Source organism: Floridaenema fluviatile BLCC-F154 (assembly GCF_041929135.1).
Taxonomy (GTDB): domain Bacteria; phylum Cyanobacteriota; class Cyanobacteriia; order Cyanobacteriales; family Aerosakkonemataceae; genus Floridanema; species Floridanema fluviatile.
In genome coordinates, this window is the sequence record NZ_JBHFNS010000066.1 from 1 (window position 1) to 13,854 (window position 13,854).

15 protein-coding genes and 2 pseudogenes are annotated in these 13,854 nt (G+C 41.1%); 8 read left to right on the forward strand and 9 right to left on the reverse strand.

Annotation, left to right across the window (positions count from 1 at the left end):
- The 6 genes and pseudogenes from ACE1B6_RS17090 to ACE1B6_RS17115 all read right to left on the reverse strand — a co-directional run.
- Window positions 1-94: pseudogene (locus ACE1B6_RS17090) on the reverse strand (transposase); the annotation flags it as partial.
- Between the two features lie 233 nt (window positions 95-327).
- Window positions 328-750, reverse strand: coding sequence for a tellurite resistance TerB family protein (locus ACE1B6_RS17095; RefSeq protein ID WP_413258459.1), 423 nt, complete (start codon window positions 748-750; stop codon window positions 328-330).
- A 60-nt stretch (window positions 751-810) separates the two neighbouring features.
- Window positions 811-2,172 (reverse strand): 16S rRNA (cytosine(967)-C(5))-methyltransferase, encoded by a 1,362-nt coding sequence (locus ACE1B6_RS17100; protein WP_413258460.1) that lies wholly within the window; start codon window positions 2,170-2,172, stop codon window positions 811-813.
- A 55-nt stretch (window positions 2,173-2,227) separates the two neighbouring features.
- Complete coding sequence (locus tag ACE1B6_RS17105; protein WP_413258461.1) at window positions 2,228-2,725, reverse strand: type II toxin-antitoxin system VapC family toxin; 498 nt, start codon at window positions 2,723-2,725, stop codon at window positions 2,228-2,230.
- On the reverse strand, window positions 2,725-3,006 hold the full coding sequence (locus ACE1B6_RS17110; RefSeq protein WP_413258462.1) for a DUF2281 domain-containing protein: 282 nt from the start codon (window positions 3,004-3,006) through the stop codon (window positions 2,725-2,727). The genes ACE1B6_RS17105 and ACE1B6_RS17110 overlap by 1 nt, the downstream gene beginning before the upstream one ends.
- 99 nt (window positions 3,007-3,105) lie before the next feature.
- The gene (locus ACE1B6_RS17115) at window positions 3,106-3,357 is read right to left on the reverse strand and encodes a type II toxin-antitoxin system HicB family antitoxin (RefSeq protein ID WP_413258463.1); all 252 of its coding nucleotides are present in this window, start codon (window positions 3,355-3,357) and stop codon (window positions 3,106-3,108) included.
- Between the two features lie 48 nt (window positions 3,358-3,405).
- Between ACE1B6_RS17115 and ACE1B6_RS17120 the strand changes: the two genes are divergently transcribed.
- The 6 genes from ACE1B6_RS17120 to cysE all read left to right on the forward strand — a co-directional run bounded on the left by ACE1B6_RS17120 (window position 3,406) and on the right by cysE (window position 8,385).
- A complete protein-coding gene (locus ACE1B6_RS17120) occupies window positions 3,406-3,870 on the forward strand; it encodes a XisH family protein (RefSeq protein ID WP_413258464.1) in 465 nt (154 codons plus the stop codon).
- The gene (locus ACE1B6_RS17125) at window positions 3,840-4,163 is read left to right on the forward strand and encodes a XisI protein (protein WP_413258465.1); all 324 of its coding nucleotides are present in this window, start codon (window positions 3,840-3,842) and stop codon (window positions 4,161-4,163) included. The genes ACE1B6_RS17120 and ACE1B6_RS17125 overlap by 31 nt, the downstream gene beginning before the upstream one ends.
- Before the next feature lie 153 nt (window positions 4,164-4,316).
- Entirely contained in the window at window positions 4,317-5,519 is a 1,203-nt protein-coding gene (locus tag ACE1B6_RS17130; protein WP_413258466.1) for a Coenzyme F420 hydrogenase/dehydrogenase, beta subunit C-terminal domain, read from the forward strand.
- 208 nt (window positions 5,520-5,727) lie between these two features.
- Window positions 5,728-6,192 carry a hypothetical protein gene (locus ACE1B6_RS17135; protein WP_413258467.1) on the forward strand — a complete coding sequence of 155 codons (465 nt, stop codon included), beginning with the start codon at window positions 5,728-5,730 and terminating at the stop codon, window positions 6,190-6,192.
- 43 nt (window positions 6,193-6,235) lie between these two features.
- Window positions 6,236-7,495, forward strand: coding sequence for a PQQ-dependent sugar dehydrogenase (locus ACE1B6_RS17140; protein ID WP_459563050.1), 1,260 nt, complete (start codon window positions 6,236-6,238; stop codon window positions 7,493-7,495).
- Window positions 7,496-7,593: 98 nt separating this feature from the next.
- Complete coding sequence (gene cysE, locus ACE1B6_RS17145) at window positions 7,594-8,385, forward strand: serine O-acetyltransferase (RefSeq protein WP_413258469.1); 792 nt, start codon at window positions 7,594-7,596, stop codon at window positions 8,383-8,385.
- Window positions 8,386-8,483: 98 nt separating this feature from the next.
- Here the strand turns inward: cysE and ACE1B6_RS17150 are convergent, their stop codons facing one another.
- Window positions 8,484-9,065, reverse strand: a complete 582-nt coding sequence (locus tag ACE1B6_RS17150) for an Npun_F5749 family FMN-dependent PPOX-type flavoprotein (RefSeq protein ID WP_413258470.1) — start codon at window positions 9,063-9,065, stop codon at window positions 8,484-8,486.
- Between the two features lie 138 nt (window positions 9,066-9,203).
- Here ACE1B6_RS17150 and ACE1B6_RS17155 point away from each other — a divergent pair, with 138 nt between their 5' ends.
- Both ACE1B6_RS17155 and nrdJ read left to right on the forward strand, forming a co-directional pair.
- Window positions 9,204-11,618, forward strand: coding sequence for an LAGLIDADG family homing endonuclease (locus ACE1B6_RS17155; RefSeq protein WP_413258471.1), 2,415 nt, complete (start codon window positions 9,204-9,206; stop codon window positions 11,616-11,618).
- A 305-nt stretch (window positions 11,619-11,923) separates the two neighbouring features.
- Window positions 11,924-12,997: pseudogene (gene nrdJ / locus ACE1B6_RS17160) on the forward strand (ribonucleoside-triphosphate reductase, adenosylcobalamin-dependent); the annotation flags it as partial.
- 173 nt (window positions 12,998-13,170) lie between these two features.
- Here nrdJ and ACE1B6_RS17165 read toward each other — a convergent pair.
- Together ACE1B6_RS17165 and ACE1B6_RS17170 are read right to left on the reverse strand one after the other, a co-directional pair.
- Window positions 13,171-13,398 carry a type II toxin-antitoxin system MqsA family antitoxin gene (locus ACE1B6_RS17165; protein WP_413258473.1) on the reverse strand — a complete coding sequence of 76 codons (228 nt, stop codon included), beginning with the start codon at window positions 13,396-13,398 and terminating at the stop codon, window positions 13,171-13,173.
- Between the two features lie 15 nt (window positions 13,399-13,413).
- Window positions 13,414-13,695 carry a DUF4258 domain-containing protein gene (locus tag ACE1B6_RS17170; protein WP_413258474.1) on the reverse strand — a complete coding sequence of 94 codons (282 nt, stop codon included), beginning with the start codon at window positions 13,693-13,695 and terminating at the stop codon, window positions 13,414-13,416.
- Window positions 13,696-13,854: the final 159 nt, after the last annotated feature.

Genomic DNA, 13,854 nt, shown 5'->3' on the forward strand with positions numbered 1-13,854 from the left:
ATTTATTTCGGATGAATTGAGAGGTGCGAATCGCTTCATCAATTGCTTGACACTGCTTTATTTTCCCTTTCAACTTGAACTCGTAGACTATCATGGTTAATCGACCAATCACCAATTTTATAGTAGCACAAATTCACAAAAATGTCGATTTGCTACGCTCAATCTGAGTTAATTGGTCACAATTCATCTCCCGTTAAGCTACGCTGTAACGGGAGATGAATTGTTCCATTAAGATAATTTCAGATCGGAGATTTCAGATTGTTAATGGGTGAAGGAATTTCCCAGCTAAATCTGAAATCTTAATCTGAAAAATTCCTGTGGCGATCGCTAATTTTGATCTAACACCCAACGTTTGTAAAGTTTTTGAATGGAACCCAAAACAGCACTTTGCATTGACTGTGGTTGGTTATTTGCGGGATCTAATTGTTGAATAGTGGTGATTAGTTGTGCTTCTTCTGAGGTGACATCGCTATCACTGTAAATTAAGGCGCTAATCTCTTCTATTAAATTTTGGCATTTTTCGGAAGAAGGGCGATCGCCTAAATATTCTTGCACCCATTCATAACATTGATTGGGCGATACGGTGCGAAATTCATAGAGCCAGGGATAAATTTCGGGATCGTTATCCACACCCTTTTCTTTTGCTAGCCGATAGAGATAATCGCGTTCCTCTGACTGAATTTTACCATCAATCCAAGCCGCACCGATGAGAATCTTTAATAGAATTGTAATATCTGAATCTGAAACCATTGCTTCTTCCCTATATTTATCTCTTAGAGTAATCAAGAATTGTCTGATAGACAACTGTGATTATTTGTTAAAACCTTCTGCGGTCGATCGCAAACGTACCATAAAAAACCCATCCATTTGTTCTCGGTGTGGCAAAACTTTAATCCAACCTTCTGGCGCGACAAAAGAGTAGATTGGTGAATTAGCAGCAGGTAATTCAATTTGCCAATTTGGATGAGAGGCGAGAAAATCTTTAATCACCTGTTCGTTTTCTAAAGGATGCAAAGTGCAGGTAGAATAAACCAAAATTCCTCCAGGTTTGACATATTTAGATCCACTATCCAACAATTCTTTCTGTAAAATTGCTAATTCTTTAACATTTTCGGGAGTTTGTCGCCAACGTGCATCAGCATGACGGTGTAAAGTTCCTAAACCGGAACAGGGTACATCGAGTAAAATGCGATCGGCTAAATTGGTAAATTGAGAAAAGTTGCGACTATCGCCAGTGCAAATCTCAATTGATTTTAAACCCAATCTTTGCGCGTTTTGTTGGAGTTTTTTTAAGCGGGAGGGAGTGCGATCGCAACTCCAAACTTTCCCAACATCTTGCATCAATTCTACAATATGTGTCGTCTTTCCTCCAGGTGCCGCACAAGCATCAATTATAATTTCTCCCGGTTGCGGATCTAACAAATGTGTTACCATTTGGGCGCTACTATCTTGTACCGTCCAGAAACCTTCTTGAAAACCTGGTAATTTTTGAATTGCGCCAGTACTTCCCATTAACCTTAAAGCTTGGGGAAGATGAGGAATTTTCCTGACTAAAATATCTGCTGCTTTAAAGGCTGTTTCTACTTCTTCGATTGTAGTTTTTAACGGGTTAATTCTGAGATCGATCGCCGGAGTTTGATTCATCCAATCACACAACTTTTCCGTTTCCGCTTCTCCCCATTGTTTTAACCACAATTCAATTATCCAATCAGGGAAACTGTAGAAAATTCCTAATCTTTCAACCAGGTTTTCTGGTAAAATTAAGGGGTCTTGGTTGGGGGTGGAGATGCGATCGTACTGGCGCAACAAAGCATTTACAACCCCGCTAAGTCCAGCAAATTTATTCTCTTTTGCTAATTCAACAGTGGTGTTTATAACAGCTGAAACGGGAATATTAGTCAGATATCGTAATTGATATAAACCCAAGTGTAAAATTGTGCGAATATCGGTTGGTTGTTGATGGGCTTTCTTTTTACCTAATTGGTCAATAATTGCATCCAGAGTTCGCTGTCTTCTGACGCTACCATAAACTAATTCGGTGGCAAATTTGCGGTTGATATCGTTGAGGTTTGATGCACGCAAAAAGCGATCTAAGGCGACATCTGCATAAGCGCCTTTGTGAATATCTCGTAAGGTGAGAAATGCCAGTTGTCTAGCGTTTTGGGAGTTCATGCTGGCAAGTTATTGGGGTTCTTTTTTTAGGATATCTTGTTGGGATGCAAGAGGGTTAATTTTTTGAACCGCGAAGACGCGAAGGACGCGAAGGAAAGAGAAGAAGAAAGAGGGGGAGAGGGGCGATCGCTTTTTCTAAGGTAGTAAGTATTTCAAAATAAGTACAATGTTGTGGGCGAACCATCGCAAAATCACGTCGATCCAGTGTGAGGATTTTTGTTACATTCATTCTTTCAGCTATGGCAATAATTGTTGCATCCACAAAATCTAATTCACTGTCAGAATATTGGTTTAAAATCTGCGTTACTCTTTCTAAATCAGTTTTATTAATTCCTTCAATAATTACATTACTTTTGACTAATTCAGCTAAAAATTGTCTCATCTTATGATGCCCTAAGCGAGAAGCAATTAAATAACTAATTTCTGGTAAAACAGTCATTGGTAAAACTAATTGTTCCTTTAAATTACTAATAACATCGATTACCGAACGATGATTTTTATATTTACTATTAACCGTTGCCAATAAAAAACTAGTATCTACAATCGCTGTCATTACTGCTCGTGTCCTTGATGAGAAAAGCCTCGAATTGGATCAACTTCTGACTTTAAAATTTCTTCATCTCTTTCGGATAAATCTGTTTCCTCAGATTCTCCTAGACCAGCAATACTCATCAAAAAATTACTTTCTTCTGGTTCATCTTTTTTTAAAGCCGGAGTCGAACTAACCTTAAACTGTAAATATTCAATAAAATTTGCTAATTCAGGAAGAACTTCCGAAGGAAGTTCTTCTATAGCTTGGGATAATTGTTGGCGTGTGGGTGTTGCAGAGTTCATATTACTAAAGGATTGTTATCTTGTAAATCTACTTAGTAGTAGCGTAAAAGTTATAAAACGTCAATGGTTAAAATTTAGGCACGAAACCCATTATTCATTTTAATGGCAGGAAGGAAGAAGAGGAAAGGTGCGATCACTATTTACTAATGCTGCTACAAAAGAAACACTCAACAAATCAGGCATTACTTCTCCGTGTTCCAGCTTATCCGCCAACACTCGCAACGCTAACGCCTGAACTTTAGCAACTGCTTGTTCCCTTATTTCTCCATAAGCCAGCACACCTGGCATCCCAATCACTTCAGCCAGCCAGCGTCCGTCTTCCTCTTGTTCAATCTCGATCGCAAAGTTCATAACCTTAAAGGTATCGTAATAAAAACAATGTTAACTTGCCAATGAGAAATGCCGCCAAGAGATAGTATTCACCAAATTGTTAAACAAGCACTGATTAAAGATGGCTGGGAGATTACAGATGACCCCTATGTTATCTCTTACGGTGAACGATTTTTATTTGTAGATTTAGCCGCTACTGAATTAACCAGTAACGATCGCATATCAGGACAATTTATTGGTGCTAAAAGGGAAAATAGCAGAATTGCAATAGAAATTAAAGATTTTCGAGGTCAGTCTGCGATCGCAGATCTAGAGCAAGCAATTGGACAATATATTCTTTATCGATTATTACTTGATAAAATTGATCCATTACGCGAACTCTATCTGGCTGTAACAGACATAACCTATAGCAATATTTTTAGCGAACCTATTGGCGAACTTGTTGTCACTGAAATTCCTTTAAAAATGCTAATTATAGACTCACGCAAAATAGAGGTAAAACAATGGATACCACCGCAAGTTATCGAGAAATAGTAAAACAGGTAATTCTCAAATACGCTAAACTGCGTCCTTCTCATGGCAACATCAGATTAGATCCTGTTTTTGATGAAATGCGCGATCGCTATGCTCTAATGCAAGTAGGTTGGGATAGCGGCAAACGAGTCAGAGGTAATCTAATCTATATTACCTTACAAGATGGAAAAATTTATATCGAATACGATGGTATGGAGCATGGCATAACTCATGATTTAATTGCTCAAGGAATTTCCAAAGACAATATTGTTTTGGCTTTCTTGCCTGACTCTCAGTTGAGTTTTACTGTCTAATTGCATATCTTTAATTTCTTCGCGTCCTTTGCCTCCTTTGCGGTTCAAAAAAAAAGATCTGTGTCTTTATTTAAGCGATTAATCGACAATCTCATTCAATGAGAATAAAGTATTCTAATAAAAGCTATCTTTTGCATAACAGAATAAATTTACATGACTGCCGTAGATTCCCCCAAACACAAAAAAGCCAAAGCCCTCAAATCAACCAGTCGCCGCCCCGCTAAAGATCTTTGTAGCGAATGTGGGCTTTGCGATACATATTACATTCATTATGTCAAGGAAGCTTGCGCTTTTATTAATCAGCAAATAGCCGAGTTAGAAGCAGAAACTCATGGGCGCAGTCGCAACCTAGAAAACCAAGATGATTGGTATTTTGGCGTTCACCAAGATATGATGGCAGCACGCAAAAAACAGCCAATCCCTGGCGCACAATGGACGGGAATAGTTAGTACGATCGCAATTGAAATGCTCAATCGTGGCATGGTCGAAGGCGTTGTCTGCGTCCAAAATACCAAAGAAGACCGCTTTCAACCAATGCCCATTATCGCCCGAACTCCAGAAGAAATTCTCGCTGCTAAAGTCAACAAACCCACACTTTCACCCAACCTTTCTGTGCTAGAACAAATAGAACAATCTGGCATGAAACGGCTATTAGTAATCGGCGTTGGTTGTCAAATTCAAGCATTACGCGCCGTCGAAAAACAACTAGGTTTAGAAAAGCTCTATGTTTTAGGTACTCCCTGTGTAGATAATGTCACTCGCGCCGGATTGCAAAAATTCCTCGACACTACCAGCAAGTCACCAGAAACAGTAGTATATTACGAATTTATGCAGGACTTCCGCGTACATTTTAAACATGAAGATGGATCGATCGAAACAGTCCCCTTCTTCGGTTTAAATACCAAAGAACTGAAAGACGTTTTTGCACCTTCCTGCATGACCTGTTTTGATTACGTCAACAGTTTAGCAGATTTAGTTGTCGGATACATGGGCGCACCCTTTGGTTGGCAGTGGATTCTTGTCAGAAATGATACAGGACAAGAAATGCTAGATTTAGTCAAAGACCAGATAGAAACTCAACCTGTAAACTCTTCTGGCGACAGACGCAACGCAGTCCAGCAAAGCATTCCCGCCTACGACAAAGGCGTAACTCTCCCGATGTGGGCAGCGAAATTAATGGGCGTAGTAATTGAAAAAATTGGCCCGAAAGGTTTGGAATATGCCCGATTTTCCATTGATTCACACTTCACTCGTAACTATTTATATGTGAAGCGAAATTACCCAGAAAAATTAGAGGCTCATGTTCCAGAATACGCCAAACGCATTGTTAATCAATATAAGTTACCTGAATCATAAACAAAGCCAATAAATATCCTTAATTACCCGGTTTATATCTAAATAACCGGGTTTTTTCTTACCGAAACTTCTCAATAAATTCTCTCTTCTGCTAAAAAAAAGTGTGCAGAAATTAAACTGTCATGCCATCGGTAAGAGGCGATCGCACTCTGAAATAACTTGGAGATGAAAAGATATTTCTACTTACAACAAAACAGGGGGTGCTACTATGTCCAAACAACCAATTCAGCACTTCAAACACGCCCGATTTCTCGCTTGGGTAACATTGCTTTGCGCTTCTTCTGTAGTCGCCCAAACAGCTAATTATGGTGCTATTAATGTAGCACCAGGATTTGAACCTTCTAGTGCGATCGCTACAGGTTCCACCGCAGGTTCCTACTCCCTATTTTCTATTGCTAATCGCGATCGCGACAACAACTTCTGCATCGGATACAGCACCAGCGCCACTCCTGACCACGTATTAACATTGCAAAAAGACTTCCCCCATCTGAAATTAGAACTCCGCAGCGGTCGCACCTCCACCACGTTAGTTGTTAAAGGGCCAAATGGCGTAATTCGCTGCGGTATCGGCAGTATTGACGACAAAAACTGGAAAGCTGGAGAATATCAAATTTGGGTAGGCTCCAAAGACGAAGGCGTAAGAGGTAACTATACTTTACTTATTAGAGAGTAATTTTCGCTGAGGACTGAGAATTGTGGGTTCGCGACGCACTATGATGGGAACTATTTTTAGGAAACAATGGGGGAAAACCTTTTTACTCCCTGTGGCTAAAGGTATTGTACTGTTGGCGATCGCTGGATGTACTAACCAAACTACTACCTCACCTACTGAGGTTTCCCCATCGCCCCAACCAGTAACTAACTCTACAGTAAAACAAACTCAGTCCGCACCCACTACAGAAAACTTCCGCCAAGTGACTGTATTACAAGGCTTAGAACACCCTTGGGGTATAGCATGGCTCCCTGATGGCACAATGTTAATTACCGAACGTCCCGGAAGGTTACGGGTTGTTCGCAATGGTAAATTAGAACCAACACCTGTAACAGGTGTTCCTGAAGTATTTGCGGTTAATCAAGGCGGTTTGCTGGATGTTTCAGTTCACCCGAATTTTGCCGAAAATCGGTTGATTTATCTAACTTATGCTCATGGTACTGAGCAAGCTAATCGTACTAGAGTAGCAAGAGCTAGATTTGATGGTAAAGCTTTACAAGATGTCCGGGTAATTTTTGAAGTTAACCGCACCAAATCAGGAGGGCAACATTTCGGTTCGCGGATTCTCTGGCTACCCGATCGCACAATGTTAATATCGATCGGTGATGGTGGCAATCCCCCAGTTCGACTTGATGGCGACTTAATTCGCAAACAAGCACAAAATTTACAAAGTCATCTTGGTAAAATTGTCCGCTTAAATGACGATGGCACTATCCCAAAAGATAACCCATTTGTGGGAAATAATAATGCTAATTCGGCAATTTGGAGTTATGGACATCGCAACATTCAAGGTATAGCTTTCGACCCCATCAATAATCAAGTTTGGGTAAATGAACATGGTGCCCGTGGGGGTGACGAACTTAATCTTGTGCAAGCTGGCAAAAATTATGGTTGGCCTGTGGTTTCTTATAGTCGAGAATATAGTACTGGTGAGCCAGTTTCCGCGCAAAAATCTCAACCAGGTATGGTCGATCCGAAAACAGTTTGGACACCTGCAACTGCACCTTCAGGATTAGCATTTTACAATGGCGATCGCTTTCCCCAATGGCAGGGAAATCTATTTTCCGGTGGACTAGTTTCTCGTGATGTACGTCGAATTACTCTAGACAAAGCAGGTAATGTTTTATCACAAGAAAGTATTGCCATCTCTCAGCGAGTGCGAGATGTTCGGCAAGGCCCGGATGGACTATTGTATATTCTCACCGATGAGCAAGATGGTCAACTGATTCGCCTCGAACCTGTTGCACAGAAGCCAAAAGAATAATCACCATAAAATAGAGTGTTGTTCTCCACACTCAAAAGTGTGCCAGATGACGCTAAGATCGAAAGTGCCAAATTATTGCCAAATGTTGGTATCTGCTCGTGCTAAACGCCTTAGTAGCTGACTTCCGCATTATCTTCGATCGCGATCCTGCCGCTCGTAACTGGCTGGAAGTCTTATTCTGCTATCCTGGTTTGCAAGCCCTGTTCTTGCACCGCTTCGCCCATTGGCTATACATGGTGGGCATTCCATTCATCCCCCGCCTGATTTCTCACATCGCCCGTTTTCTCACAGGAATTGAAATTCACCCAGGCGCACAAATTGGTTATGGTGTATTTATCGATCACGGAATGGGTGTCGTGATTGGAGAAACTGCAATTATCGGAGATTATGCCCTGATTTACCAAGGCGTTACCCTTGGTGGTACAGGTAAAGAAAGCGGCAAACGTCACCCAACTTTAGGAGAAAATGTTGTCGTCGGCGCAGGTGCGAAAGTTCTGGGCAATATCCAAATCGGCAACAATGTTCGGATTGGTGCAGGATCGGTAGTATTGCGCGATGTACCTTCTGATTGCACAGTCGTGGGAATTCCCGGTAGAATCGTTTATCGTTCTGGTGTGCGCGTCAATCCTTTGGAACACGGCAGTTTACCCGACTCGGAAGCAGAAGTGATTCGTGCTTTAGTCGATCGCATCGAGTTTTTAGAACAAAAATTTGAAGAACTACAAAATAATCAACAATCTCAAAAACCAGTTGCAATTCCAGTTGGTGTAAGAATTAGTGTAGATGATTGCGGTGAACGCCTGACTCACAGCGAAGGCAGCGATCGCAAATTAGTCTGTCGCATCAGCGATCAAAAAATTCAACAATTCTTAGACGGCGCAGGGATTTAATAAAAGGCAGAGGAGCAGAGGAGCAGAGGGGCAGAGGGGCAGAGGGGAAAGGTAAAAATTTAATTTTCTGCGTCTCGGTGTCTCCCCTGCTCCCCTGCTTACGGATTTACTTCTTCTGTAAACCAATTTCCGTTACTATCTATTTTGTAAAGCGATCGATTTTGTGGTTCTCCCCGCAACTCTAAACGATCGACAAAATCAGGTTCTAATAACAACAAACAGAAATTATCTAAAGGTTCATTTGGATTCGGTTGTGGTGCTTGAAAAGCTCTTGCTTCTGCTCTCAATTTACCAGTTTCAGGCCAAGTAAATTGTACCCGCGAAGCATCAGAAAGTTCTTGCCAAGCGATTTTTCGCGCCTGTTGTAAATCTAAATTAACCTCATTATTTTTAACTAAAATTAACTGTCCCGAAATCCGAAATTGTTCGCGAGTATTAGCAAAATACCAACAAATTTCGCCCCAAGGTTGGTAATCAATTTGCTCAACTTTCGGACTTCTGGAATCTGTAACAAACTTCAATTGATTAGTATTCTCTAAAAAACCGCGAAAAACCACAGTTCGATTCGCCGGACGATTATTTTCCCGCACAGTCGCCAGTTGTACATAACGGGAGTAAATCAGACTGCGGTTACGTTGTAGAGCGTGGGTGAGATGCGATCGCCAAGGAGCAAGGGACACAGGGATTAGGGACTGGGGATTAGGGACTGGGGACTGGGAATACCAGTTGGATAACTATATTTAGCGCAAAAAGTCTAATTTGTAAAGCTTTCTACTCCATATATAATAGTGAGTCTGTTGATCTATGACAAAAACAATATGGTTCGAGAGCTTGAAAAAGTACAGCAGACTAGTCAATTTCCTGAAACTGCGCCAGCTGCCAATCCGGTATTTTACAGAACGTACAGTCGCCGCATGGAGAAAGGGCGGGAAACTTGGGATGAGGTGTGCGATCGTACCATCCAAGGACTAACCAAACTCGGCAAACTCACCCCCGCAGAAACCGCCATCCTAGACCGGATGCAACGCCAAATCAAAGCTCTTTCCTCCGGGCGTTGGTTGTGGGTAGGCGGCACCGAATGGATCGAACAACCAGAAAACTTTTCCGGTGGATACAATTGCAGCAGCACCAACATCTGTGACTGGCGAGCTTTTGGACTGCTGATGGACTTAGCGATGATGGGCTGTGGTACAGGAGCAGTCCTAGAACCTCAGTATATCGATCGATTACCAGCAATTCGCAACTATTTAAAAGTTAATTTGCAAGGTCAAATTGGCACAATTCCCATCAATCAACGAAGCGAAGAAACCGAAGTTACAATTGTTGGCAATGAAGTCACAATTTATGTCGGAGATAGCCGCAGAGGTTGGGTAAAATCCTATCAAACTTTACTGGAATTATCTACAGATGAACGCTTTACTGGAGAAGTAAAAGTAATCATAGATTTGAGTAATGTTCGTCCGGCTGGCGAAAAATTAAAAGGGTTTGGTGGAGTTGCTAACCCAATTAAATTGCCCGATCTTTATCTTCGTTGTGCGGCAATTTTAAATAAAGCATTAGGGCGACAATTAAATTCAGTTGAATGCTGTTTATTAATTGATGAAGCAGCAGTCGTGGTCGTCGCTGGCAATGTTCGCCGCTGTATTGCTTACGGAACAAAAGTGGCAGCAATTTCTGGGATCAAACCTATTCAAGATATTCAAGTTGGGGAGTTAGTATTAACTTCATCAGGTGAATATCGTCCAGTGCTGAATAAATTTATCCAAGGTATTCAGGAAGTCGTAGAAATCCGTACTCCTGCTACTTCAATTCGTTGTACTGCTAATCATCGCGTTGCTGTTTATGACGGACTGCGATCGTACACTTGGAAATATGCAGGCGAATTGCAGAAAGGCGATCGCTTAATTTCAACACCTCACAAAAAAGGATCTGATTGTGCTAGCACAGACTTTGCTTGGCTATTAGGTTTTTACATTGGAGATGGTTACGTCGATCTAGAATCTTCAAAGCGCCGGAATGGTGGGGGAGGACAAGTTACTTTTGCTTTTTCCCAAGCACGACTTCAAGGGAAATTAGGTGAAAAATGCCTACGCATTCTTTATCAGCTTGGATACAGTCCTAGTGTTAGCTATCAAAATAACACAGCACATATTCATGTTTATCGTAAAGATTTAGCTGTTGAATTAGCCCAATACAAACAACCTTGGGGTGTACCAATTATTCCTGAAATTGTTTGGAAAGGTACACCAGAAATTCGAGCCGCTTTTCTCGCCGGATTAAGTGATGCAGATGGCACTCCTTCCCGAAATGTGTTGGTCAATTCTAACAAATTACAATTCCTGCGAGAGGTGCAAAAACTAGCTTTATCCTTGGGAATTGCTACTACTTTACATGAGCGTAAACCTAAGACTTTGGCAAACAGAGAAAGAATCTATGAAGGTTGTCATTGGATTCATATTCGCGGTTTACAATCCCAAGCTGTAGCAGTAGCTTTAATTAATCAATTTGCCGTCAGGGATGGTTTTAAACTTAAGTTAGCTAAAAAGAATGGCTTGAGTTTACCTTATCAATTTGTGCAAGAATTAGCAGCAACAGGATGGCAGCCCAGCATTACAAAAACAGCTAGAGCTATTACCGCAGATTCACAGAGCAAATCGGGCAAATTCCGAGATGCTAATTTTGATACCCTCTTAGCTGAAGACTTAGTAAATTCTCATTGGTTGCCAATGGAAGTTCAGTTTGTGGCTCCTGCTGGTGAAGCGGAAACTTTTGACATTGAGGTTGAAGAGGATCACGAATTTATTGCTGATGGTTTGTTGGTACATAACAGTGCTGGAATGCGCCAAGGAAATAGCGAAGATGAATTATTTGCTAATGCTAAATCAAATCTTTGGCAACAAGATGAAAATGGAAACTGGAGAATTGATCCAGAAAGAGATGCTTTGCGAATGGCAAATCACTCTCGCGTTTTTCATCATAAACCAACATTAGAAGAAACAATTGCAGCTGTTAGAACACAGTATTATTCTGGTGAAGGTGCGATTCAGTGGGCTGGAGAAGCTGTTGCTAGAGCTAACTGCGATCTGCTAAAAACACCTGAATTAAAAGTTGATTTTCTTCAGGCTTACGATCGAGGTAAAGCTAAAGAATGGATAGAAGAAAACTATCCTAATATTTCTCCTAATGAGTTAGAACATCGTTTAGCTCGTCTGGGATTAAATCCGTGTGGTTAGTAATTTTGCCTCACGTTAAAAACCGGGGAAAATCAGGGAAAGCTAAACCAAAAATAATTATTTATGGCACGCTAATCCTGAGCTAACCTGAAGATTTAAAAGTCTAAGGTAGTGCAACGCATAGAGATTGAAACTCTTTAAAAATCAGAAGAGAATATAACATCTCCAAGAGTCCCCGGAGTCTAAATAAACTAGATTAAAAGATATGCTGAACTGAACTGGAACAGACCAGTTGTATCCCAGAAATGGGTATGAGGGAAACCTCCAGAACTAAAGGATAAAAAGCCTTTAGGTTAACAAAATTGGAAATTATCGGTGCGAACTTCCATTGCAACCTTTCGGAGATTCACCTGAATCAAATTGACCCCAAAAACGAGCAAGAACAGGAGGATGCTTTCACCGCAGGTGCTTTATCTGTAGCAACACTTTTGAATCACAAATTTGTTGAACCTCGTTATCGCTATAGTCGAGAAATAGACCCAATTGTAGGGGTTTCTTTTACAGGTTTGTTTGACTTTTTTGTGAATGCTTTTGGTGTTGATTGGTTGCATTGGTGGACGGAAGGAAGACTAGAAACTGAGCAAGGATTAAAGTTTAAAGAACAGGAAGCAGAGTACTTAAATCGTTGGCGAGAAACTGTACATCGGGTGGTTTGGGATTATTGCGACAAGCACAATATCAAACGCCCAAATCGTTGTACTACCGTTCAACCTTCGGGAACCAAATCATTATTAACTGGCGCATCTCCGGGATGGCATCCCCCAAAAGCACAACGATTTATTCGGCGAATTACCTTTAGGAAAAATGACCCTGTAGCTCTTGCTTGTATTGACTACGGCTACAATGTTATTCCGGCTCAATCTGATAAAGATGAGAATGGGAATTTGTTAAACGATCCCTTCGATCGTCGGTGTTCCGAATGGTTGGTAGAAATTCCCGTTTCTGTACTTTGGGCTGATTTACCTGGCGCTGATGAAATTGACATTAGTAGGTTCTCAGCTTTGGCACAAATGGACTTTTATATGCAAGTCCAAAAACATTATGTGCGGCACAACACCAGCGCGACTATTGAGTTGCGAGAAAATGAAATAGAGGGTTTGGGTAAGCGAATTTACGAAGCAATTCGTGATGATGAAGGTTACATTTCGGCGGCACTTTTAGCCAGATTTGATGATTTGCAAACTTTCCCTCGGTTGCCCTTTGAACCGATTTCTAAAGAGAAGTATGAGCAATTAATGAACGAGGTGAAATTGCGGCGTAAAACTGATAATTTCTATACAGCTTTGAGTCAATATGATTTGGGTGAAATGACAGAAGCAGGGCCAGCAGGTTGTGATTCTGATAAGTGTTTAATGCCGGAACAAAAACCTGAGTCTTAAAAAAGGCAGAAGGCAGATTTCGCAGCGGGGGAGGTAGAACCTCTCAGATCTCGTTCCCAGGTTCAACCTGGGAACGAAAAATTATCCGATTTTCGATAGCATTTTAGAATCTCAAAGTTGCGATCGAAAAAAATAAATAGTGCGATCGCGTTACGGTGCATTAACCCCTGCGCTTAAGCAAAACTAGCTACTTCGACAGGGCGTTCAACAGCTAATTTTTTACGGTTTTGTTTAATTCGCTCAATTTCGTGGAGAGTTTCTGCTGTTAGATAGCTTTCGCCGCAATGAGGACAGCTAACTACGGGAATGTTTTCTATCAGTAGCAGGTTTTCACCTTTGCCGTATGTTCTGGCAATTCGGCGAATACGCACGCCTTCGGTGCCGCAAATATCGCAAATCATTTTTTTCTTTTGGTTTTAAGGTATATATACAGTAATGATAGCGACTTTTCCAGTCGGACTGAGTTTAGCAATTATCTCAACTTCTTCTCCATCTAATGTTTCGCCTCTAATCCGATATTTGGATTCGGCTGTTACCCTATCTTTTTGGCGTTCTAAAATTTCACCAGTAAGGATACCTTGTTCAATGTCGTAGATACTTAAATTATCATCACTCATTTCTTCTTCAGCGTGGACTGTCATTACGTACTGTTGAGCTAAAATTAGCTCGCGCATCCGTTGTAAGATGTCGTTGAACATAGAATAGACATGAGCGCAAGATTATAGCAAATTACCGATGATAGTAAGGCAAGTTGTTAGTTAGATAAAGTAGGGTGCGTCAGAGTGATAAAATTAGCGTTCTGACCCAGAATTATCCTATCTGACGCACCCTACAACTGCCTCTTTTCACTGTGGATT